Annotated in this window: 16 protein-coding genes; 9 read left to right on the forward strand and 7 right to left on the reverse strand. The window is 71.5% G+C overall.

Going from position 1 to position 16,020, the window contains the following annotated elements:
* Positions 1-147 precede the first annotated feature (147 nt).
* Entirely contained in the window at positions 148-1,419 is a 1,272-nt protein-coding gene (locus ACFVGY_RS17780) for an extracellular solute-binding protein (protein ID WP_385677810.1), read from the reverse strand.
* Between the two features lie 233 nt (positions 1,420-1,652).
* On the opposite strand from ACFVGY_RS17780, the gene ACFVGY_RS17785 reads away from it, so the two are divergent.
* The 4 genes from ACFVGY_RS17785 (at position 1,653) to ACFVGY_RS17800 (ending at position 6,235) form a co-directional block, all read left to right on the forward strand.
* The gene (locus tag ACFVGY_RS17785; RefSeq protein ID WP_385677813.1) at positions 1,653-3,305 is read left to right on the forward strand and encodes a glycoside hydrolase family 13 protein; all 1,653 of its coding nucleotides are present in this window, start codon (positions 1,653-1,655) and stop codon (positions 3,303-3,305) included.
* Positions 3,306-3,330: 25 nt separating this feature from the next.
* Positions 3,331-4,365 carry a LacI family DNA-binding transcriptional regulator gene (locus ACFVGY_RS17790; RefSeq protein ID WP_385677816.1) on the forward strand — a complete coding sequence of 345 codons (1,035 nt, stop codon included), beginning with the start codon at positions 3,331-3,333 and terminating at the stop codon, positions 4,363-4,365.
* A 139-nt stretch (positions 4,366-4,504) separates the two neighbouring features.
* Positions 4,505-5,407 (forward strand): phosphatase PAP2 family protein, encoded by a 903-nt coding sequence (locus ACFVGY_RS17795; protein WP_385677818.1) that lies wholly within the window; start codon positions 4,505-4,507, stop codon positions 5,405-5,407.
* A gap of 63 nt (positions 5,408-5,470) precedes the next feature.
* The gene (locus tag ACFVGY_RS17800; protein WP_385677821.1) at positions 5,471-6,235 is read left to right on the forward strand and encodes a hypothetical protein; all 765 of its coding nucleotides are present in this window, start codon (positions 5,471-5,473) and stop codon (positions 6,233-6,235) included.
* A 73-nt stretch (positions 6,236-6,308) separates the two neighbouring features.
* Here ACFVGY_RS17800 and ACFVGY_RS17805 read toward each other — a convergent pair whose 3' ends face one another.
* From ACFVGY_RS17805 to ACFVGY_RS17825, 5 genes are all read right to left on the reverse strand, one after another.
* Complete coding sequence (locus ACFVGY_RS17805) at positions 6,309-6,740, reverse strand: GNAT family N-acetyltransferase (RefSeq protein ID WP_385677824.1); 432 nt, start codon at positions 6,738-6,740, stop codon at positions 6,309-6,311.
* 101 nt (positions 6,741-6,841) lie between these two features.
* Positions 6,842-7,498: a class I SAM-dependent methyltransferase gene (locus ACFVGY_RS17810; protein ID WP_385677827.1), complete on the reverse strand. Its 657-nt coding sequence runs from the start codon at positions 7,496-7,498 to the stop codon at positions 6,842-6,844.
* Between the two features lie 179 nt (positions 7,499-7,677).
* Positions 7,678-8,790, reverse strand: coding sequence for a hypothetical protein (locus ACFVGY_RS17815; protein WP_385677830.1), 1,113 nt, complete (start codon positions 8,788-8,790; stop codon positions 7,678-7,680).
* A 22-nt stretch (positions 8,791-8,812) separates the two neighbouring features.
* Entirely contained in the window at positions 8,813-9,070 is a 258-nt protein-coding gene (locus ACFVGY_RS17820) for a DUF397 domain-containing protein (RefSeq protein WP_385677833.1), read from the reverse strand.
* Entirely contained in the window at positions 9,067-9,915 is an 849-nt protein-coding gene (locus ACFVGY_RS17825) for a helix-turn-helix domain-containing protein (RefSeq protein WP_385677879.1), read from the reverse strand. Before ACFVGY_RS17825 ends, ACFVGY_RS17820 begins: the two co-directional genes overlap by 4 nt.
* A gap of 111 nt (positions 9,916-10,026) precedes the next feature.
* On the opposite strand from ACFVGY_RS17825, the gene ACFVGY_RS17830 reads away from it, so the two are divergent.
* The 4 genes from ACFVGY_RS17830 to ACFVGY_RS17845 all read left to right on the forward strand — a co-directional run bounded on the left by ACFVGY_RS17830 (position 10,027) and on the right by ACFVGY_RS17845 (position 12,682).
* Positions 10,027-10,491, forward strand: coding sequence for an ATP-binding protein (locus ACFVGY_RS17830; protein ID WP_385677837.1), 465 nt, complete (start codon positions 10,027-10,029; stop codon positions 10,489-10,491).
* A 205-nt stretch (positions 10,492-10,696) separates the two neighbouring features.
* Complete coding sequence (locus tag ACFVGY_RS17835; RefSeq protein WP_385677840.1) at positions 10,697-11,593, forward strand: helix-turn-helix domain-containing protein; 897 nt, start codon at positions 10,697-10,699, stop codon at positions 11,591-11,593.
* An 86-nt stretch (positions 11,594-11,679) separates the two neighbouring features.
* Positions 11,680-12,081 (forward strand): DUF1707 domain-containing protein, encoded by a 402-nt coding sequence (locus ACFVGY_RS17840; RefSeq protein ID WP_385677882.1) that lies wholly within the window; start codon positions 11,680-11,682, stop codon positions 12,079-12,081.
* Between the two features lie 160 nt (positions 12,082-12,241).
* Positions 12,242-12,682 carry a hypothetical protein gene (locus ACFVGY_RS17845; protein ID WP_385677843.1) on the forward strand — a complete coding sequence of 147 codons (441 nt, stop codon included), beginning with the start codon at positions 12,242-12,244 and terminating at the stop codon, positions 12,680-12,682.
* Positions 12,683-12,737: 55 nt separating this feature from the next.
* Here ACFVGY_RS17845 and ACFVGY_RS17850 read toward each other — a convergent pair whose 3' ends face one another.
* Positions 12,738-14,105, reverse strand: a complete 1,368-nt coding sequence (locus ACFVGY_RS17850; RefSeq protein ID WP_385677846.1) for a diaminopimelate decarboxylase — start codon at positions 14,103-14,105, stop codon at positions 12,738-12,740.
* Between the two features lie 115 nt (positions 14,106-14,220).
* Here ACFVGY_RS17850 and hutU point away from each other — a divergent pair, with 115 nt between their 5' ends.
* Positions 14,221-15,891 carry a urocanate hydratase gene (hutU, locus tag ACFVGY_RS17855; protein ID WP_385677849.1) on the forward strand — a complete coding sequence of 557 codons (1,671 nt, stop codon included), beginning with the start codon at positions 14,221-14,223 and terminating at the stop codon, positions 15,889-15,891.
* Positions 15,892-16,020: the final 129 nt, after the last annotated feature.

The raw sequence follows: 16,020 nt of genomic DNA on the forward strand, positions 1-16,020 counted from the left end.
GCGGCGGCCCCCCCGGGGGGCGGGGGGGGGGTGGTGGCGTGGGCGCCCCCCCGCGCGCCCGGGGCCGGCGGGGGGGGCGCCGCACGTCCCCCCCCCCCCCCCCCCCCGTCGCCACCGACTGGCTGGTGTCAGCAGCCATGGTCGTTGTTACTTCCAGCCCTTGAGGATCTTGCGGAACTCGGCGCCGGCGGCCTTGGCGGCGTCCTCGGGGGTCGAGGCCCCGGTGACGGCCTTGGTGTATTCGACCTTCAGCGGCTCGAAGAGGGAGCCGTTCTCCGGGATCCAGGCGCGCTCGACGGCCTTGTCCACGGCCGGCTTGAAGAACTGGACCATCTCGTTGGACTTGACGTCGGCCTGCTCGTAGGCGGCGGTCCGGGTCGGGAGCAGGCTGAGCTCCTTGGCGGACTGGACCTGGATCTCCTGCGAGGTCATGTACTCGACGAAGGCGTGCGCGGCGGCGCGGTTCTTCGACCCGGCGTAGACGGCGAGGTCGTGGCCGCCCTGCGGGCCACCCGCCTTGACCGAGCCGGCCGGGACCGGGGCGATGCCCAGGTTGGCCTTGTCCGTGAACTGCTCGCCGGCGTAGGTGTCCTTGATCGCCCAGGGGCCGTTGATCATCATCGCGACCTGGCCGGTCTTGAAGGCGGTCTGCATGTTCTGGTAGCCGTCGGTGGAGTTGGTGACGGCTGCACCGGAGGCGACGAGGTCGCGGGCGGTCTTGAACGCCTTGACACCGGCCTCGTTGTCGACCGTGACGGCCTTGTTCTTCGCGTCGACGAGGTCGCCGCCCTCGCCGTAGATCAGCGGGAGGAACCAGTAGGAGTCGTCGCCGCGGAGGTACAGGCCGGCCTTGCCGGTCTTCGCCTTGATCGCGGCGGCGGCGGTCTTCAGCTCCTCCAGGGACTTGGGGGGCTGGACGCCGGCGTCGGCGAGCATCTTCTTGTTGTAGAAGAGGCCGAGGGTGTCGATGACCTGCGGGACGGCGTAGGTCTTGCCCTCGTACTTGCCGCTGGCCGCGGCCTGCGGCAGGAACTCGGCGTCGACCTTCTTCACGGTGTCGGCCGGGACCTGGTCCAGGTAGCCGAGCGAGGCGAAGTCGGCGACCCAGCCGACGTCGGCACGGATCACGTCGGGGGCCTCGGAGCCGCTGCTGAAGGCGTTCTTGACCTTGTTCTGCGCGTCGCCGTACGGGACGTTGACGTACTTGACGGTCACCTTCGGGTGCTTCGCGGTGAACGCCTCGGCGATCTTCTGGAAGCTGGCCTTCTCGGCATCGTTGGAGGTGTCCCACCACGTGACCGTGCCGGAGAGCTCCCCACCGGCCTGGGTACCGCTGTCGTCCTTGGTGTCACCGCCGCAAGCCGTCGCCGCGAGCGCCAGGGTCGCGACCAGCGCGGTGGCCGCTATGCCACGCCGCATATGAACTCCTTCGATGATCCCGGCCGCTCCCTCGCGGTCCCGAGTTGCAGGGAACGTAACAAGCCTGAAAGCCGTCCGAAAGAGATTGCGGCAACTTTCTGCAAGCGGGGCCGATCGTTACAACCGCGTGTCCTGAAGGTTGCCGCTGCTTGCTGGTCGTTCGAACTCCCGTCGGGTCATCAGCCCTGCAAGCAGGCCGCAACCAGGGGGCATGTGGCCGCGTTGACACCGATATGACCCATGAGCTGACCGCCCCCGGGCTTGCAAGCGCTTCCAGCAAGACCACTGAAAGCGCAGCCGACCACCACGTCGACTGGTGGCGCGATGCCGTCATCTACCAGGTGTACGTCCGCTCCTTCGCGGACAGCGACGGCGACGGCATCGGCGACCTGCGCGGGGTGCGGTCCCGCCTGCCGCACCTGGCCCGGCTCGGCGTCGACGCCGTGTGGCTGACGCCCTTCTACGTCTCCCCGCAGGCCGACGGCGGCTACGACGTCGCCGACTACCGGGCCGTCGACCCCCTCTTCGGCGACCTCGCCGACGCCGACGACCTGGTCCGCGCCGCCCACGCCCTGGGCCTGCGCGTCATCGTCGACGTCGTCCCCAACCACACCTCCGACCTGCACCCCTGGTTCCGCGAGGCCCTCGCCGCCGGCCCGACGGGCCCGGGCCGAGCCCGCTACCACTTCCGCCCCGGCCGCGGCACGGACGGCTCCGAACCCCCGAACGACTGGGAGTCCGTCTTCGGCGGCCCCGCCTGGACCCGCACCCCGGACGGCGACTGGTACCTGCACCTGTTCGCCCCCCAGCAGCCCGACCTGAACTGGGAGCACCCCGAGGTCGCGGAGGAGTTCTCCTCCGTCCTGCGGTTCTGGCTCGACCTCGGCGTGGACGGCTTCCGCATCGACGTCGCCCACGGCATGGTCAAGGCCCCCGGCCTGCCCGACATCGGCCGCGGCGCCCAGGCCACCCTGATCGGCACCGAGCCGCTCCCCTTCTTCGACCAGGACGGCGTCCACGAGATCCACCGCTCCTGGCGCCGGCTCCTCGACTCCTACGAGGGCCCGCGCATCGGAGTCGCCGAGGCCTGGGCGCCGACCTCCGAGCGGCTCGCCCTGTACGTCCGCCCCGACGAGCTGCACCAGGCGTTCAACTTCCGGTTCCTGAACTGCCCCTGGGACGCCCCGACGATGCGCACGGTGATCGAGGAGTCGCTCGCCGCGACCACCGCCGTCGGCGCCCCGACCACCTGGGTGCTGTCCAACCACGACGTCGTACGCCACGTCACCCGCTACGGCAACGGCGACGGCCCGCGCGGCCTGGCCCGGGCGCGGGCCGCCGCCCTGCTGATGCTGGCGCTGCCCGGGTCGGCGTACCTCTACCAGGGCGAGGAGCTCGGCCTCCCCGAGGTCACCGACCTGCCCGACGAGGTCCGCCAGGATCCCGCCTTCCGCCGCACCGCCGGGCAGGACGGGCTGCGCGACGGCTGCCGGATCCCGCTGCCCTGGTCCGGCGAGGAGCCGCCATTCGACTTCGGCCCGTCCGCCCGGAGCTGGCTGCCGCAACCCCGCGGCTGGGGCTCCCTGACCGTGGCCGCGCAGACCGGCGATCCGCACTCCACCCTGGAGCTGTACCGGGCCGCCCTGGAGTTGCGCCGGGCCCTGCCGGGCCTCGGCTCGCCCGACGCCGGCCCGCTGACCTGGCAGCCGGCCCCCGAGGGGGTGCTGCTCTTCTCCCGCCCCGGCTTCGTCTGCACCCTCAACAGCCGGACCGAGCCGCTCGAAATGCCCTCGCCGGGCCGTCCGGTCCTCTCCAGCGCGCCGGTCGAGACGGACGGGCGGACCGTCCGTCTTCCCCCGGATTCGTGCACCTGGTGGGTTTCGTAGCCCGCGACCGGTACAGTCCAATCCTGTGACCGCACGGCTTGCCGACATCGCAGCCCAGGCGGGGGTCAGCGAAGCCACAGTCAGCCGCGTGCTCAACGGCAAGCCCGGCGTGGCCGCAGGCACCCGCGAATCCGTGCTGGCCGCGCTCGACGTGCTCGGCTACGAGCGCCCGGTGAAGCTGCGCCAGCGCAGCGCGGGCCTGGTCGGGCTGATCACCCCCGAGCTGGACAACCCCATCTTCCCGGCGCTCGCCCAGGTCATCGGCCAGGCGCTGACCCGCCAGGGGTACACGCCGGTGCTGGCGACACAGACGCCCGGCGGGTCCACCGAGGACGAGCTGACCGAGATGCTCGTCGACCGCGGGGTCTCCGGAATCATCTTCGTCTCCGGCCTGCACGCCGACACGACCGCCGACATGGGCCGGTACGAACAACTGCGGGCCAAGGGCGTCCCCTTTGTCCTCATCAACGGCTTTTCCGACAAGGTGCAGGCCCCCTTCGTCTCCCCCGACGACCGGGCGGCGATGCAGCTCGCGGTGACCCACCTGACCGCGCTCGGCCACACCCGGATCGGGCTGGCGGTCGGCCCGAAGCGCTTCGTCCCCGTCCTGCGCAAGATCGAGGGCTTCCGGCTGGGCATGAAGGAGCGCCTCGGCCTGGACGAGGCCGCCGTCGAAGAACTCATCCAGCACTCCCTCTACAGCCTGGAGGGCGGGCAGGCCGCCGCCACGGCCCTGATAGCGCGCGGCTGCACGGCGATCGTGTGCGCCAGCGACATGATGGCCCTCGGCGCGATCCGGGCCGCCCGGCAGCAGGGGCGGCGCGTGCCGCAGGACGTCTCGGTGGTCGGCTTCGACGACTCGCCGCTCATAGCGTTCACCGACCCGCCGCTCACCACGATCCGGCAGCCCGTACAGGCCATGGGCCAAGCCGCCGTACGCACGCTGCTGGAGGAGATCGGCGGTACGCCGGCTCCGCACAGCGAGTTCGTCTTCCTGCCCGAGCTGGTGGTCCGCGGGTCCACCGCGTCCGGTCCCGAGCAGCACCGGGGGCCTTCGTAGCCGCCGTCCCGGCGGGCCCCTGCGGGGGCCGTGGCCGGGGCGTGACCGGGGCGTGTCCTACCCGGGTCGGATCCGCTGCGGGCGAGACGGTCCCGAGGGATGATCGAAGGCAGGAAGGCATCTGGCAGACTCTCGTCCCATGGGTGAAGCGAGCGTGAAGACACTGGAAACCCGGACGGACGTCTCGTCACCCGCCGTGGTCGACGACGAGGCCCGGCCGGAACACCAGCACACCCTGCTCACCCGCCTGCGGGCCCCGCGCCGGCCCCGGATCTGGTTCGAGATCCTGCTCATCGCGGTCAGCTACTGGACGTACTCGCTCATCCGCAACGCCGTGCCCGAGCAGAAGGCGATCGCCCTGGCGAACGCCGACTGGCTGTGGCAGATCGAGCACACCCTCGGCATCGCGGTGGAGAAGACCGTCAACCACACCGTGAACTCGGTGACGTGGCTGATCGTCGGCATGAACTACTACTACGCCACGCTCCACTTCGTGGTGACCCTCGGCGTGCTCGCCTGGATCTACCGCGTCCATCCGGGGCGGTACGCCGCCGCCCGCCTCGTCCTCTTCGCCACCACGGGCGTGGCGCTGGTCGGCTACTACTTCTTCCCGCTCGCGCCGCCGCGGCTGATGGAGACCGAGGACTTCATCGACACGGTGCTGGTCCACCACACCTGGGGCTCCATGGCCTCGGGCAACCTCAAGAACATGTCGAACCAGTACGCCGCCATGCCGTCCATGCACATCGGCTGGTCGCTCTGGTGCGGCTTGACGATCTACGCGGTGGCGGCGGTGCCGTGGGCGCGGATCCTGGGCCTGCTCTACCCGACGGCCACGCTCGTCGTCATCGTGGCGACCGCGAACCACTTCTGGCTGGACGCGGCCGGCGGCATGCTGTGCCTCGCGTTCGGGTACACGGTGTCCCGCTCCTGGTACGGCGACATGCCGCACCGGCTCCCCCGCCACCCGGTCCACACGGGCCCGCATCCGGCGACTGCTGCTCTGCTGAACCGGTTCCGCACTTCGAGCCCGCGGGGCTGACCTCCTCCACCCCGCGCCAGCCCGGAAGGCACGATGCCGCACACCCCCAGACCATCGGCCGAGGTGATACTCGCTGCGCTGCCCGAGCTCGCCCCGTACGCACGGGACGCGGTGCGGCTCGACCCCGAGCGCGGGGAGCCCGACCACGGGGACAGCTCCGTCGGCGGCCCGCTGCTGTGGCCGGCCGACGAACCGTGGCCCGGGTGCTCGCTGCCCGACGAGACCGGCGGCCCCGACGGCGGGCCCGCCGCTCCCATGGTGCCGGTCGCCCAGATCTTCCGGCGCGACGTCCCGGGCCCCTGGTGGCCCGACGGCACCGACCTCCTCCAGGTCCTGTGGTGCCCCAACGAGCACGGGGACCCGCCGGCCCACCAGGCCGACGCCGCCCCCGTCGTCGAGCTGCGGTGGCGGCGTGCCGCCGACGTGACGAGCCGGCTGGCGACCCCGCCGGCGCCGACGCGGTACGACGAGGACGGCTACCTGCCACGGGCCTGCACCGTCACCGCCGAACACGTCACCGACTTCCCCCACCGGGAAGAGCTGCCCGAGGAGCTCCGCCCGCGGCTCGCGGAGCTGGTCCGCTCGACCGGTGAGGAAGGCCGTGACGTCATCACCCGCCTCGCCGGCTGGAAGCTGGGCGGCTGGCCGACCTGGCACCTGAACCACCCCACGGTGTTCGAGTGCGCCGACTGCGGCACGGCCATGACGCTCCTGTTCACGGCGGCCAGCGACGCCGAGACGGGCGTGGTCGTCGGCCGCTACGGCGACCTGCGGATCTTCACCTGCCCGACCGACCACCGCCACGGCTTCCAGGCCGACCTGCACTGACGACCACGGCCCTCACGGCCCGCACGGCACTCCCTTCGCGCGGGGGCCGGGGTGGGCTGTGACCGGGGCGGCCCTACTGCTCGCCGAACGCCATCCACTTCTCCGGCGTGTCGAGCGGGGTGAAGCCGTAGCGGGCGTAGACCCCGTGCGCGTCGGCGGTGGCGAGCAGGATCCGCCGGATCCCGTACGGCTCCAGGTGCTCCTTGACCGCCTCGACGAGCGCCCCGCCGAGCCCCTTGCCGCGGGCTGCGGGGTCGACGTAGACGTCGCACAGCCAGGCGAAGGTGGCCCGGTCGGTGACGACGCGGGCGTACGCGAGCTGCGCCCCGGAGGCCTGGTCGTAGACGCCGAAGTTCACGGAGCTCGCGATGGCGTCCTCGTGCTTCTGCCGGCTGCGGCCGATGGCCCAGTACGCGTCCTCGGACAGCCAGCGGTGGGTCAGGCCGACATCGAGCCGGGCGGGGTCGGTGGAAATCTCGTAGCCGTCGGGCAGTTCGTTCGTCATCCCCGCATCCAAACAGCGCCCACCGCCGCCGGCCAGCGGTTATCCCGGGATCCGAGACCGGCCGCTGTCGATCCGCCGTGATGCGAAGGCTGGTCTGCACGTCACACGTCGGCGATCAGGGCATAGCGCTCATCGTCCACCGGGCCACCCCAAAGGTTCGGGTTACCGCTGAGAGGCTCAACGCGCAGGCCGGAAACAAAGCAACGCACCGCTGCTGCTAGGTCCCTGGCGCTGATGCCGCCATTCCACGGCAGCGATTCGGCGCCGGCCACATACGGCACACCGCTCTGGCCTGCCTCCCTCCATCGCCCTTCGACCAGCACGAGCCGCCCTCCCGGACTCAGGCGGGACACCCACTCACGCAACGCGGCCTCCGGATCAGGCAGCGTCCACACCAGATGCCGCGACAGCACGGCGCCGAAACGCTGTTCCCCCGTCGGGGGCATCATGGCGTCGCCCACCAGGAAACGGCCTTCGAGGCCAGCGGTGCTGAACTTCGCACGCGCCTGCTCCACCATGCGCGGAGCCAGGTCCACTCCTGTTACCCGATGTCCGGCCTCAGCCAACAGCGAGGACATCGATCCGGTGCCGCAACTGATGTCGAGCACATCAACTGGATCAGCTGGCATCCAGGAACGCAGGAGCCGAGCCCAGGCAGCACGTGTGTCGTCAGCCCGCAGGCCGTGGTCAGGCTCGTCATCGAAGGCCGCCGCAGCGGCATCCCAATATGCAGTGATCAGAGCAGCACGGTCAGTCATGAACCGATGCTCCCAGCAGCCACTGACACTCCCGACACCCAGAGCGGAGCAGTGTCAGTTCTCACCGCCCCCCGTTCTCCGTTCTCACCTACGCAGCCAGTGTGGGTGCTCGTGGAGCTCCTTCAGGTCCCCACGGGTTCATGTGCTGATGCGGCCGGCTGGTCGGCCCCGGTCGGCGGTCAGGCCGGGATGCGGGACCCGATGCCGGCCAGGGCCTCGGTGACGGTGCGGGTGAAGGCGTCGTCTGCGAGGATCCGCCTGGATTGCCAGGCGTAGCCGAGCCGCGTCTCGCGTTCCAGCAGCCGGGTCAGTACGGGCCGTGCGGCGGCGGCCGGGCCGCCGATCTCGCCGAGGTGCCGAACCGCCCGCGGCGTCGGATACGCGACGTGCCCGTCCCACTCCGGATCCACGGCCGCCAGCAGCACCGGCACCGCCGGCTCCGGGTCACCGGTGATCCGCCACCAGGCGTGGGCGGCGTCCACGCGGGCCCAGGCGCCGGGCGAGTCCATGAGCGCACGCACCGCATCGGTGTGCCGGGCGGCTGCCGGGCCGAAGTCGGCCAGGTAGGGCAGGACGCGGCTGCCGAGGCCGGAGGCCAGGTCGGCCGCGTAGATACGGAGGGCGAGGGAGTCGTCGCCGGTCACGCGTGAGTGCGCCCAGGCGGCCATCCGCACCCCGTGCCACGGGCCCCGGGGGTCGGGCCCGTACGGGCCGGGCGGTCGGCCCGCCCCGGTGGCGTACTCGGCCAGCCGGTCCGCGGCGGCTGCTGCCGCGGGCCCGATCCGGCCGAGGGCGCGGGCGGCGTCGTACGCGTACGGCCCGTCGAGGCACGGCATCACCTCGGGCAGCGCGGGGGCCGCCTCGGGCCCCCAGGCGGCGAGGACGCCGAGGGCGCAGGCGTTCCCCCCGCCGGACGGATCCACCCCCAGCTCGCGCCGCAGCAGGGGCAGCAGCTCGGCCGCGGGCAGCGCCGCGAGCGCGCTGCTCCCCTCCCGCCAGAGCCGTTCACGCACCGCGAGGCGGTGCAGCGCGGGCATCACCCGTACGTCGCCCACGCTGGCGAGGGGAAACGCCAGCTGGCCTATCAGGTGGTCGTGGGGGTCGCGGACCAGCTCGTCGAGCCGAGCCACGATCCGGTCGGCGTGCGGAACCACCGCCCGGCCGGCCTGGACGAGCACGTCCCGGGCCTTCCAGTAGTCCTCCGCGTCACCGCAGGCGGCCTCGACGATGGTCCTCCAGGCCACCGGACCCGGCCGCCGCAGCCGGAGCACGGCCCCGGCGGCCGCCCTCACGCTCCACCGGTCGAGCCATGCTCTAGGCACCGGCGGCGGCCACGAATCCGGCCCAGGCGGCGGGCGTCAGCGCGAGTCGTCCGCCGTCGGGGACCTTGGAGTCACGGACGAGGATCGTGCCGGGCAGGTGGGCGACTTCGACGCAATCGGGGCCGTCTGCAGTGCTGTGACTACTCTTGGTCCAGGCAACCTCGACACACTCGGGGCCGTCGTTCGTGCTGTAGCTGCTCTTGACCCACGTCAGCCCGGAGAGGCCCTCGGCCGACGGCTTGATGCTCATGTCTCCCCCAGTACCTTCTCGATGAACCCCAGTGACTCCCGAGGCGTAAGAGCCTGCGCTCGGATCATGCCATAGCGCATGTCCAGGATCTGGACCTCTTTCGGGTCAGTGATCAGGCGACTGACCTGCTGAACCTCGTTGTGCCCCATCGTCGTTCCATCCTTCAGACGCATCAGCTGGAGCGAACCCGCCAGGCCCGCGTGCTCCTCTACGTCGGTTGGCATGACCTGGATCTCGACGTGCCGCAGCTGCCCGATCTCCAACAGGTGTTCCAGTTGGCGGCGCAACACCATCTTGCCCCCGATGGGCCGCCGAAGCACCGCCTCCTCTTGCACCACGGTGAGCAGGGGCGCCGCATGTTGGCGGAGAACGCCCTGGCGGTCCATCCTTGCGGAGACCAGACGCTCAACCTGATCCTCCGTATAGGCAGGACGGCGTAGCGCGTAGAGGGCGCGGGCGTACTCCTCCGTCTGCAACAGACCATGCGCGACGATGGCCGCGTAGGCACCTAGCTCAATCGCCTGGGCCTCCAACTTGGCCAGATCGCGCACCTTCTTCGGGTAGCGGGCCTTTTCGACGTCGACCTTCATCGCCGCGATCTTCCCACCTGCCTCCAACACCTCATCCGCTTTGTCGAGGAACTCGGGGCGGGGAATGCGGGTACCGCGTTCGATCTTGTAGATCAGGTTCGGGCCGTAACCCATCCTCTTGCCGAACTGAGCCGCATCGAGACCCGCCGCCTCGCGCCACATTTTCAACTGGCGTCCCACCGTGGCGATTACCGCCCCGGATTCGTCCTCCGGATCGAGTTCCCAGCTCGATTCGTCGGCACCGTCTGCGTTCACTTCCACCTCCGATTTTGACCGGGAGGACAGCACGGGACAGCCCTGGACAACCGCTGTACACAGCGTCCTCGACTCTGTTCAGGTTACGCACGGATGGCCACGCTGAGTCACGTGAATCAGGAAATCTCCCTCGACGCCACCCTCCCCGCAACCCCGCGCGGCGCTCGTGCAGCTCGCGCACTCACGGTGCACCAACTAACGGAACATCGGCTTCCGTTCACCGAGGCAGCGCAGGTGGTCGCCGAGCTCGCCGCGAACGCGGTCACGCACGGGAGGGTCCCGGGGCGGCGCTTCCGGCTGCGGCTGTACATCAACCCCGGACCTACGCTCCGTATCGAGGTGTCGGACACCCGCGCCGAGGCCGGACCGCCCACCGTAGCCAAACTCCCGTCACCCGAAGACGAGTCGGGGCGGGGGCTCGTCCTGGTGTCGAATCTGGCGGCTCGCTGGGGAACGGATCACGGCCCCGCACCCCTGAAAACGGTGTGGGCGGAATTGGACCTGACTGGTCCGCTTTCACCAGATCGAGGTTTTCACGACCCGGTGAGCCGCTCCGTGGTAACGCTCGACGCCTAGGGATAAAAGACCGGGGGAAATGACCTTCCCAACCTCCCCCCTCCCCCTCTCACCCGGTCGGGTGAATTGCGCCAACCTCGCTGGCGCATATGCCGATCCGCGGTGCAGAGTCAGCCTCGAACCACCCCCAAAACGCAATCGGCCCTCGCATGGGACTGCCATCCCGCCGCGAGGGCCTGACCACACCGGAAGCAGCATCTTCCTCATGGCTGACCAGCAGCTTAGCGCGCCCACGCGCGCCCTGTCGGGGATCCGACACATCAACCGCACCCACCGCACCCGGTTCGTGGTGATCGGCAACCACCTCGCCCAGCACGACGAGTTGAGCCTGACCGCGATCGGGCTGAGCACGCACATCCAGTCGCTGCCGCCCGGCACCCTGGTGACCATCAAGGCGCTGGCGGCGCGCTTCCCCGAGGGCGAGGTGCGGATCGGCACGGCCCTGCGCGAGCTGGAGCGGCACGGCTACCTGGGCCGCTACCAGGAGCGACTGCGGTCGGGCCGGGTCGTGACCTGCACGGTGTCGTACAACAACCCCCCGGCGCTCAGGGCAGAGGCGAGGAAGCGGAACGATGAGCCGCCCCCGGAACCCCCCGACCCGGACGGCGACGGCGGCGGCCACCCCACACCCCCGGACGAGGAACCCCCGGCCCCGCAGCCGGAGGAACCTGAACCGGAGCCGCTCCCGTCACCGGAGGCCGCGCCGACCCCCGAGGCGGATGCAGAGGCGCGTTCGCTGCTGGCCCGGCTGCGGCTGCGGGACCCCCGCCTCGTGCTGTCGGAGCGGGACGTGACCCGGCTGGCCCCGGCCGTGGCCGCCTGGCTGGAACGCGGCCTGACCCCGAGCGCGGTCGGCGCCACCCTGACCCGCAGCCTCCCCCTCACCCCGATCCACTCCCCGTACGGCCTGCTCGCGCACCGCCTCCGCGAACTGATCCCGCCCCCGATCCCGGCCGGCCCGGCGATCCGCCCGCCGGGCCCGGACCGGGTGATCCACCCGCTCCAATGCTGCGAATCCTGCGGCAAGGCCTACCGCGCCCCCACCCGCGGCGGTAACTGCCCACCCTGCACCCGCACCACGGCCGGAACGGAAGTGGCCTAGCAGCGGCGCGGGCGGCGGGCTTCACACCGGTGTTCGCCGTGCGGATTTCCCTTCGGCTCGGCCCACCGGACGGCTACGTTGGGATCCTGACTGCCCAGCCCCCGGAGTCCTTTCCGCGCCCTGCTCCGTCGGGAGGGCTCCGCGCCTCTCACGACGACCGGGAAGCAGTGGTGGAGCTGCTGCGCGATGCGGCAGCCGAGGGGCGAATCGACTTCGGCGAGCTGGATTCGCGCTTGGAGCAGGCGCTGACGGCGAAGACCCACGCCGAGTTGAGCGCCCTGACCGCCGACCTGCCGAAGCCGAGTTCCGCCGGGAGCCTCCCGCCGCTGCTGCTCAAGGGCGGGATGAACGACGAGACCACGCCCGACCGGCTTCCGGGAACTCCGCTGATCCGGCTCGCCGGGACCGGCGGCGTGGGAGGAGTGGTCATCCGCCACCCCAACCGCCGGGAACAGCGCAAGCTGCGGAGCAATCCGACGCAGGGCTAGGGCCGGACCGCCCGGGAGCGTCCGAGGCCGTGGTCGGCCGGCTCGACTGAGCAGTCGAAACGTTGCCCGGCGCGAGCACGGCGATGCGCGGGTGCGGGGGACTCGACCGCTGAGATAGTGATCACCCGTTGTCGGTTCGTGATTACTCAGAGGAGTCGAAGTGTCGCAGATGCGGGATGCCGCCATGGTCGAGCCCGACCCGGACCTGAGCCTCGCCGAAATCTGGGGGCCGATCTCGGGGAACAAGAACAAACTCGTGCAGGAGGACTACGGCAGCGAACCCAATGCGGTGATCCCTCTGTACGAGGAGCACGAGGCCGGCGACAAGATCAGCCTGTACTGGGGGGAGAACACCGTCGACCCGGAGGTCGAGTGCGAGCTGACCGCGAGCGACCTCTTCAAGGACGAGATCGTGTTCCAGGTGCCGTGGTCCTACATCACGGCTGCGGGCAAGGGCGACATCGCCGTCTGGTACACGATCACCCCGGACGACGCGGACACCCCCGCACGAAAGTCCACCAGGACCCTCGTCACGGTCGAGGCCGTGGCCCGGGCTGTCGACACCGACACCGAGATCGACACCGACACCGACACCGACTGACCACCATTCCTGCCCGGCGCCGTGCAGCGCGCCCCGCCGGTCCGCGCGGGAGCGGTCAGAGGAGGGTGTCGCGCTGGGCGCCGCCCGCCTCCGCCACGATGTCCGCCGGGGTCTGGGCCGGGCGGGCCAGCGCGAAGCGGACCCCGCCCGACGGCCGCACCGTGAAACCGTGCACCGCCGGCCGCGGCAGGCTGTTGTAGCCGTAGTGGGCCGTGAAGAAGTACGCGCCGGTGTCCGGCACGGCGACCAGGTCCCCCGGGGCCAGCTCCGGCAGCTCCCGGGCCGCGGCCAGCAGGTCGCCGGCGAAGCAGGCCGGGCCGGCGATGTCCTGGACGACGGGCGGGCCCGTCTCGGGCTTCGGGGCGCCCTTCGCGTCGTACGGCAGGATCCGCACCGGCCACGCCGCCGGCGCGTACACCGTACGGGTGGCCACCTGCACGCCCGCGTGGGTGAGGGCGATCGACCGGGCGCCGGTCGTCTTGGTGTACTCCACCCGGGCGAGCACCAGGCCGTGCTTGGCCAGCAGTGCCCGCCCGAACTCGGTGACCAGGCCGTACGACCCGTCGAAGAGCGCCGGCACCGCCTCCCGCAGCACCCCGACGTACTCGGCGAAGGTCGGGGTGTGCGCGTCCGAGACGAAGTTCACCGGCAGGCCGCCGCCGATGTCGAGGGTGTCGACCTGGCGGCGCCCGGCCGCGGCGTTGATCTCCTCGGCCAGCCCGTGCAGTTCCCGTACGCCCTGCGCGATCAGCGGCAGCGGCACCCCCTGCGAGCCCGAGTGGGTGTGCAGCCGGGTCAACCAAGGGCGGTCCAGGTAGGCCCGTACGAGCCGTTCCCGCGCGCCCGGGTCGCGCAGCGCGATCCCGAACTTCGAGGTGGCGGTGGCCGTGGACAGCGCGTCGATGGTGCCCGCACCCGTCTGGGGGTTGATCCTTACGCCGATCGGGGGAACGGCACCGTCGGCCGGCCGCTCCGCGACCAGGGCGTCGAGCCGCTCCAGCTCCTGCCGGTTGTCGGCGTTGACGGCGATCCCGAGGGCGAGGGCCTCCCGCAGCTCGGCCGTGGTCTTGGCGGGGGAGTCCAGCACCGTCCGCTCCGCCCGCACGCCCGCGGCCCGGGCCAGGGCCAGCTCGCCGGGGCTGGCCACCTCGCAGCCGAGGCCCGCGTCGGCGAGCAGCCGCAGCACCGGCACCAGCGGCGCGGCCTTGACCGCGAAGGCGTGCAGGACGGGGGTGCCGGGCGGCAGCGCGGCCGCGAACGCCTCCGTGAGGGCGGCGGCGGACTCCCGGATCCCGGCGGTGTCCAGCAGGCAGACCAGCGGTGGGGCCGGATCCGACCCGCCGACGAGGCCCTGCTCGACGGCGGCCCGTACGGCCAGGTCACGGCGCTCGGCGGCGCCCTGCGCGTGCATGTCGGCAGCCATGTCCGCCATCCCATCATCCGGCGCGCCCGCCCGCAGCTGTTGACTGGATCTATTCAGGCAGCGAGGATGTGAATGGAATTACCTACAGCACGCCACTTCGTCAGGAGGCAACGCCATGTCAGGACCCCGACCGGTACGAGCTGCGCGCGGCACCGAGCTCAGCGCCCTGGGATGGCAGCAGGAAGCCGCCCTCCGGATGCTCCAGAACAACCTCGACCCGGAGGTCGCCGAGCACCCCGACAAGCTCGTCGTCTACGGCGGCACCGGCAAGGCCGCCCGCGACTGGCGCTCCTTCGACGCCATGGTCCGCACCCTGCGCACCCTCAAGCAGGACGAGACCATGCTGGTCCAGTCCGGCCGTCCGGTCGGCGTCATGCAGACCCACGAGTGGGCCCCGCGCGTCCTCCTCGCCAACTCCAACCTGGTCGGCGACTGGGCCAACTGGGAGGAGTTCCGCCGCCTGGAGCACCTCGGCCTGACCATGTACGGCCAGATGACCGCCGGGTCCTGGATCTACATCGGCACCCAGGGCATCCTCCAGGGCACCTACGAGACCTTCGCCGCCGTCGCCGCGAAGAAGTTCGGCGGCACCCTCGCCGGCACCATCACCCTCACCGCCGGCCTCGGCGGCATGGGCGGCGCCCAGCCGCTCGCCGTCACCATGAACGACGGCGTCGCGATCTGCATCGACTGCGACCCGCGCGCCATCGAGCGCCGCATCGAGCACCGCTACCTGGACGTGAAGGCCGACAACCTCGCCCACGCCCTCCAGCTCGCCACCGAGGCCCGCGACCAGCGCAAGCCGCTGTCCATCGGCCTCCTCGGCAACGCGGCCGAGCTGCTCCCGCAGATGCTCGCCGAGGGCGCCCCGATCGACATCGTCACCGACCAGACCTCGGCCCACGACCCGCTGTCCTACCTGCCGGTCGGCGTCGCCTTCGAGGACATGGCCGACGCCGCCGCCAAGGACCCGGCCGGCTTCACCACCCGCTCCCGCGAGTCCATGGCCAAGCACGTCGAGGCCATGGTCGGCTTCATGGACGCCGGCGCCGAGGTCTTCGACTACGGCAACTCCATCCGCGGCGAGGCCCAGCTGGCCGGCTACGACCGCGCGTTCGCCTTCCCCGGCTTCGTCCCGGCCTACATCCGCCCGCTGTTCTGCGAGGGCAAGGGCCCCTTCCGCTGGGCCGCCCTGTCCGGCGAGGCCTCGGACATCGCCAAGACCGACAAGGCGATGCTGGAGCTCTTCCCGGAGAACGAGTCCCTGCACCGCTGGATCAAGATGGCCGGCGAGCGCGTCCACTTCCAGGGCCTGCCCGCCCGCATCTGCTGGCTCGGCTACGGCGAGCGCGACAAGGCCGGCGAGCGCTTCAACGACATGGTCGCCTCCGGCGAGCTGGCCGCCCCGCTGGCCATCGGCCGCGACCACCTCGACTGCGGCTCCGTCGCCTCCCCGTACCGCGAGACCGAGGCCATGCTCGACGGCTCCGACGCCATCGCCGACTGGCCGCTGCTCAACGCCATGGTCAACGTGGCCTCCGGCGCCTCCTGGGTCTCCATCCACCACGGCGGCGGCGTCGGCATGGGCCGCTCCATCCACGCCGGCCAGGTCACCGTCGCCGACGGCACGGCGCTCGCGGGCGAGAAGGTCCGCCGCGTCCTCACCAACGACCCCGGCATGGGCGTCATCCGGCACGTCGACGCCGGCTACGACATCGCCGAGTCGGTGGCCGACGCCAAGGGCGTGCGCGTCCCGATGCGCGAGGGCGACGAGGCCTCCGCGTGAGCCAGAGCTTCCACGCCATGTGGGCGTGGGGGGGGGCGGCCCCCACCGCCCCCCCCCCCCCCGGGGGCGGCCCAACAACAACACACACGGGGGGCACCCCGCGACACCGCGGGGGGTGGGGGGGTAGGG

The sequence above is a fragment of the Streptomyces sp. NPDC127106 genome, assembly GCF_042677605.1.
Classification (GTDB): Bacteria; Actinomycetota; Actinomycetes; order Streptomycetales; family Streptomycetaceae; genus Streptomyces.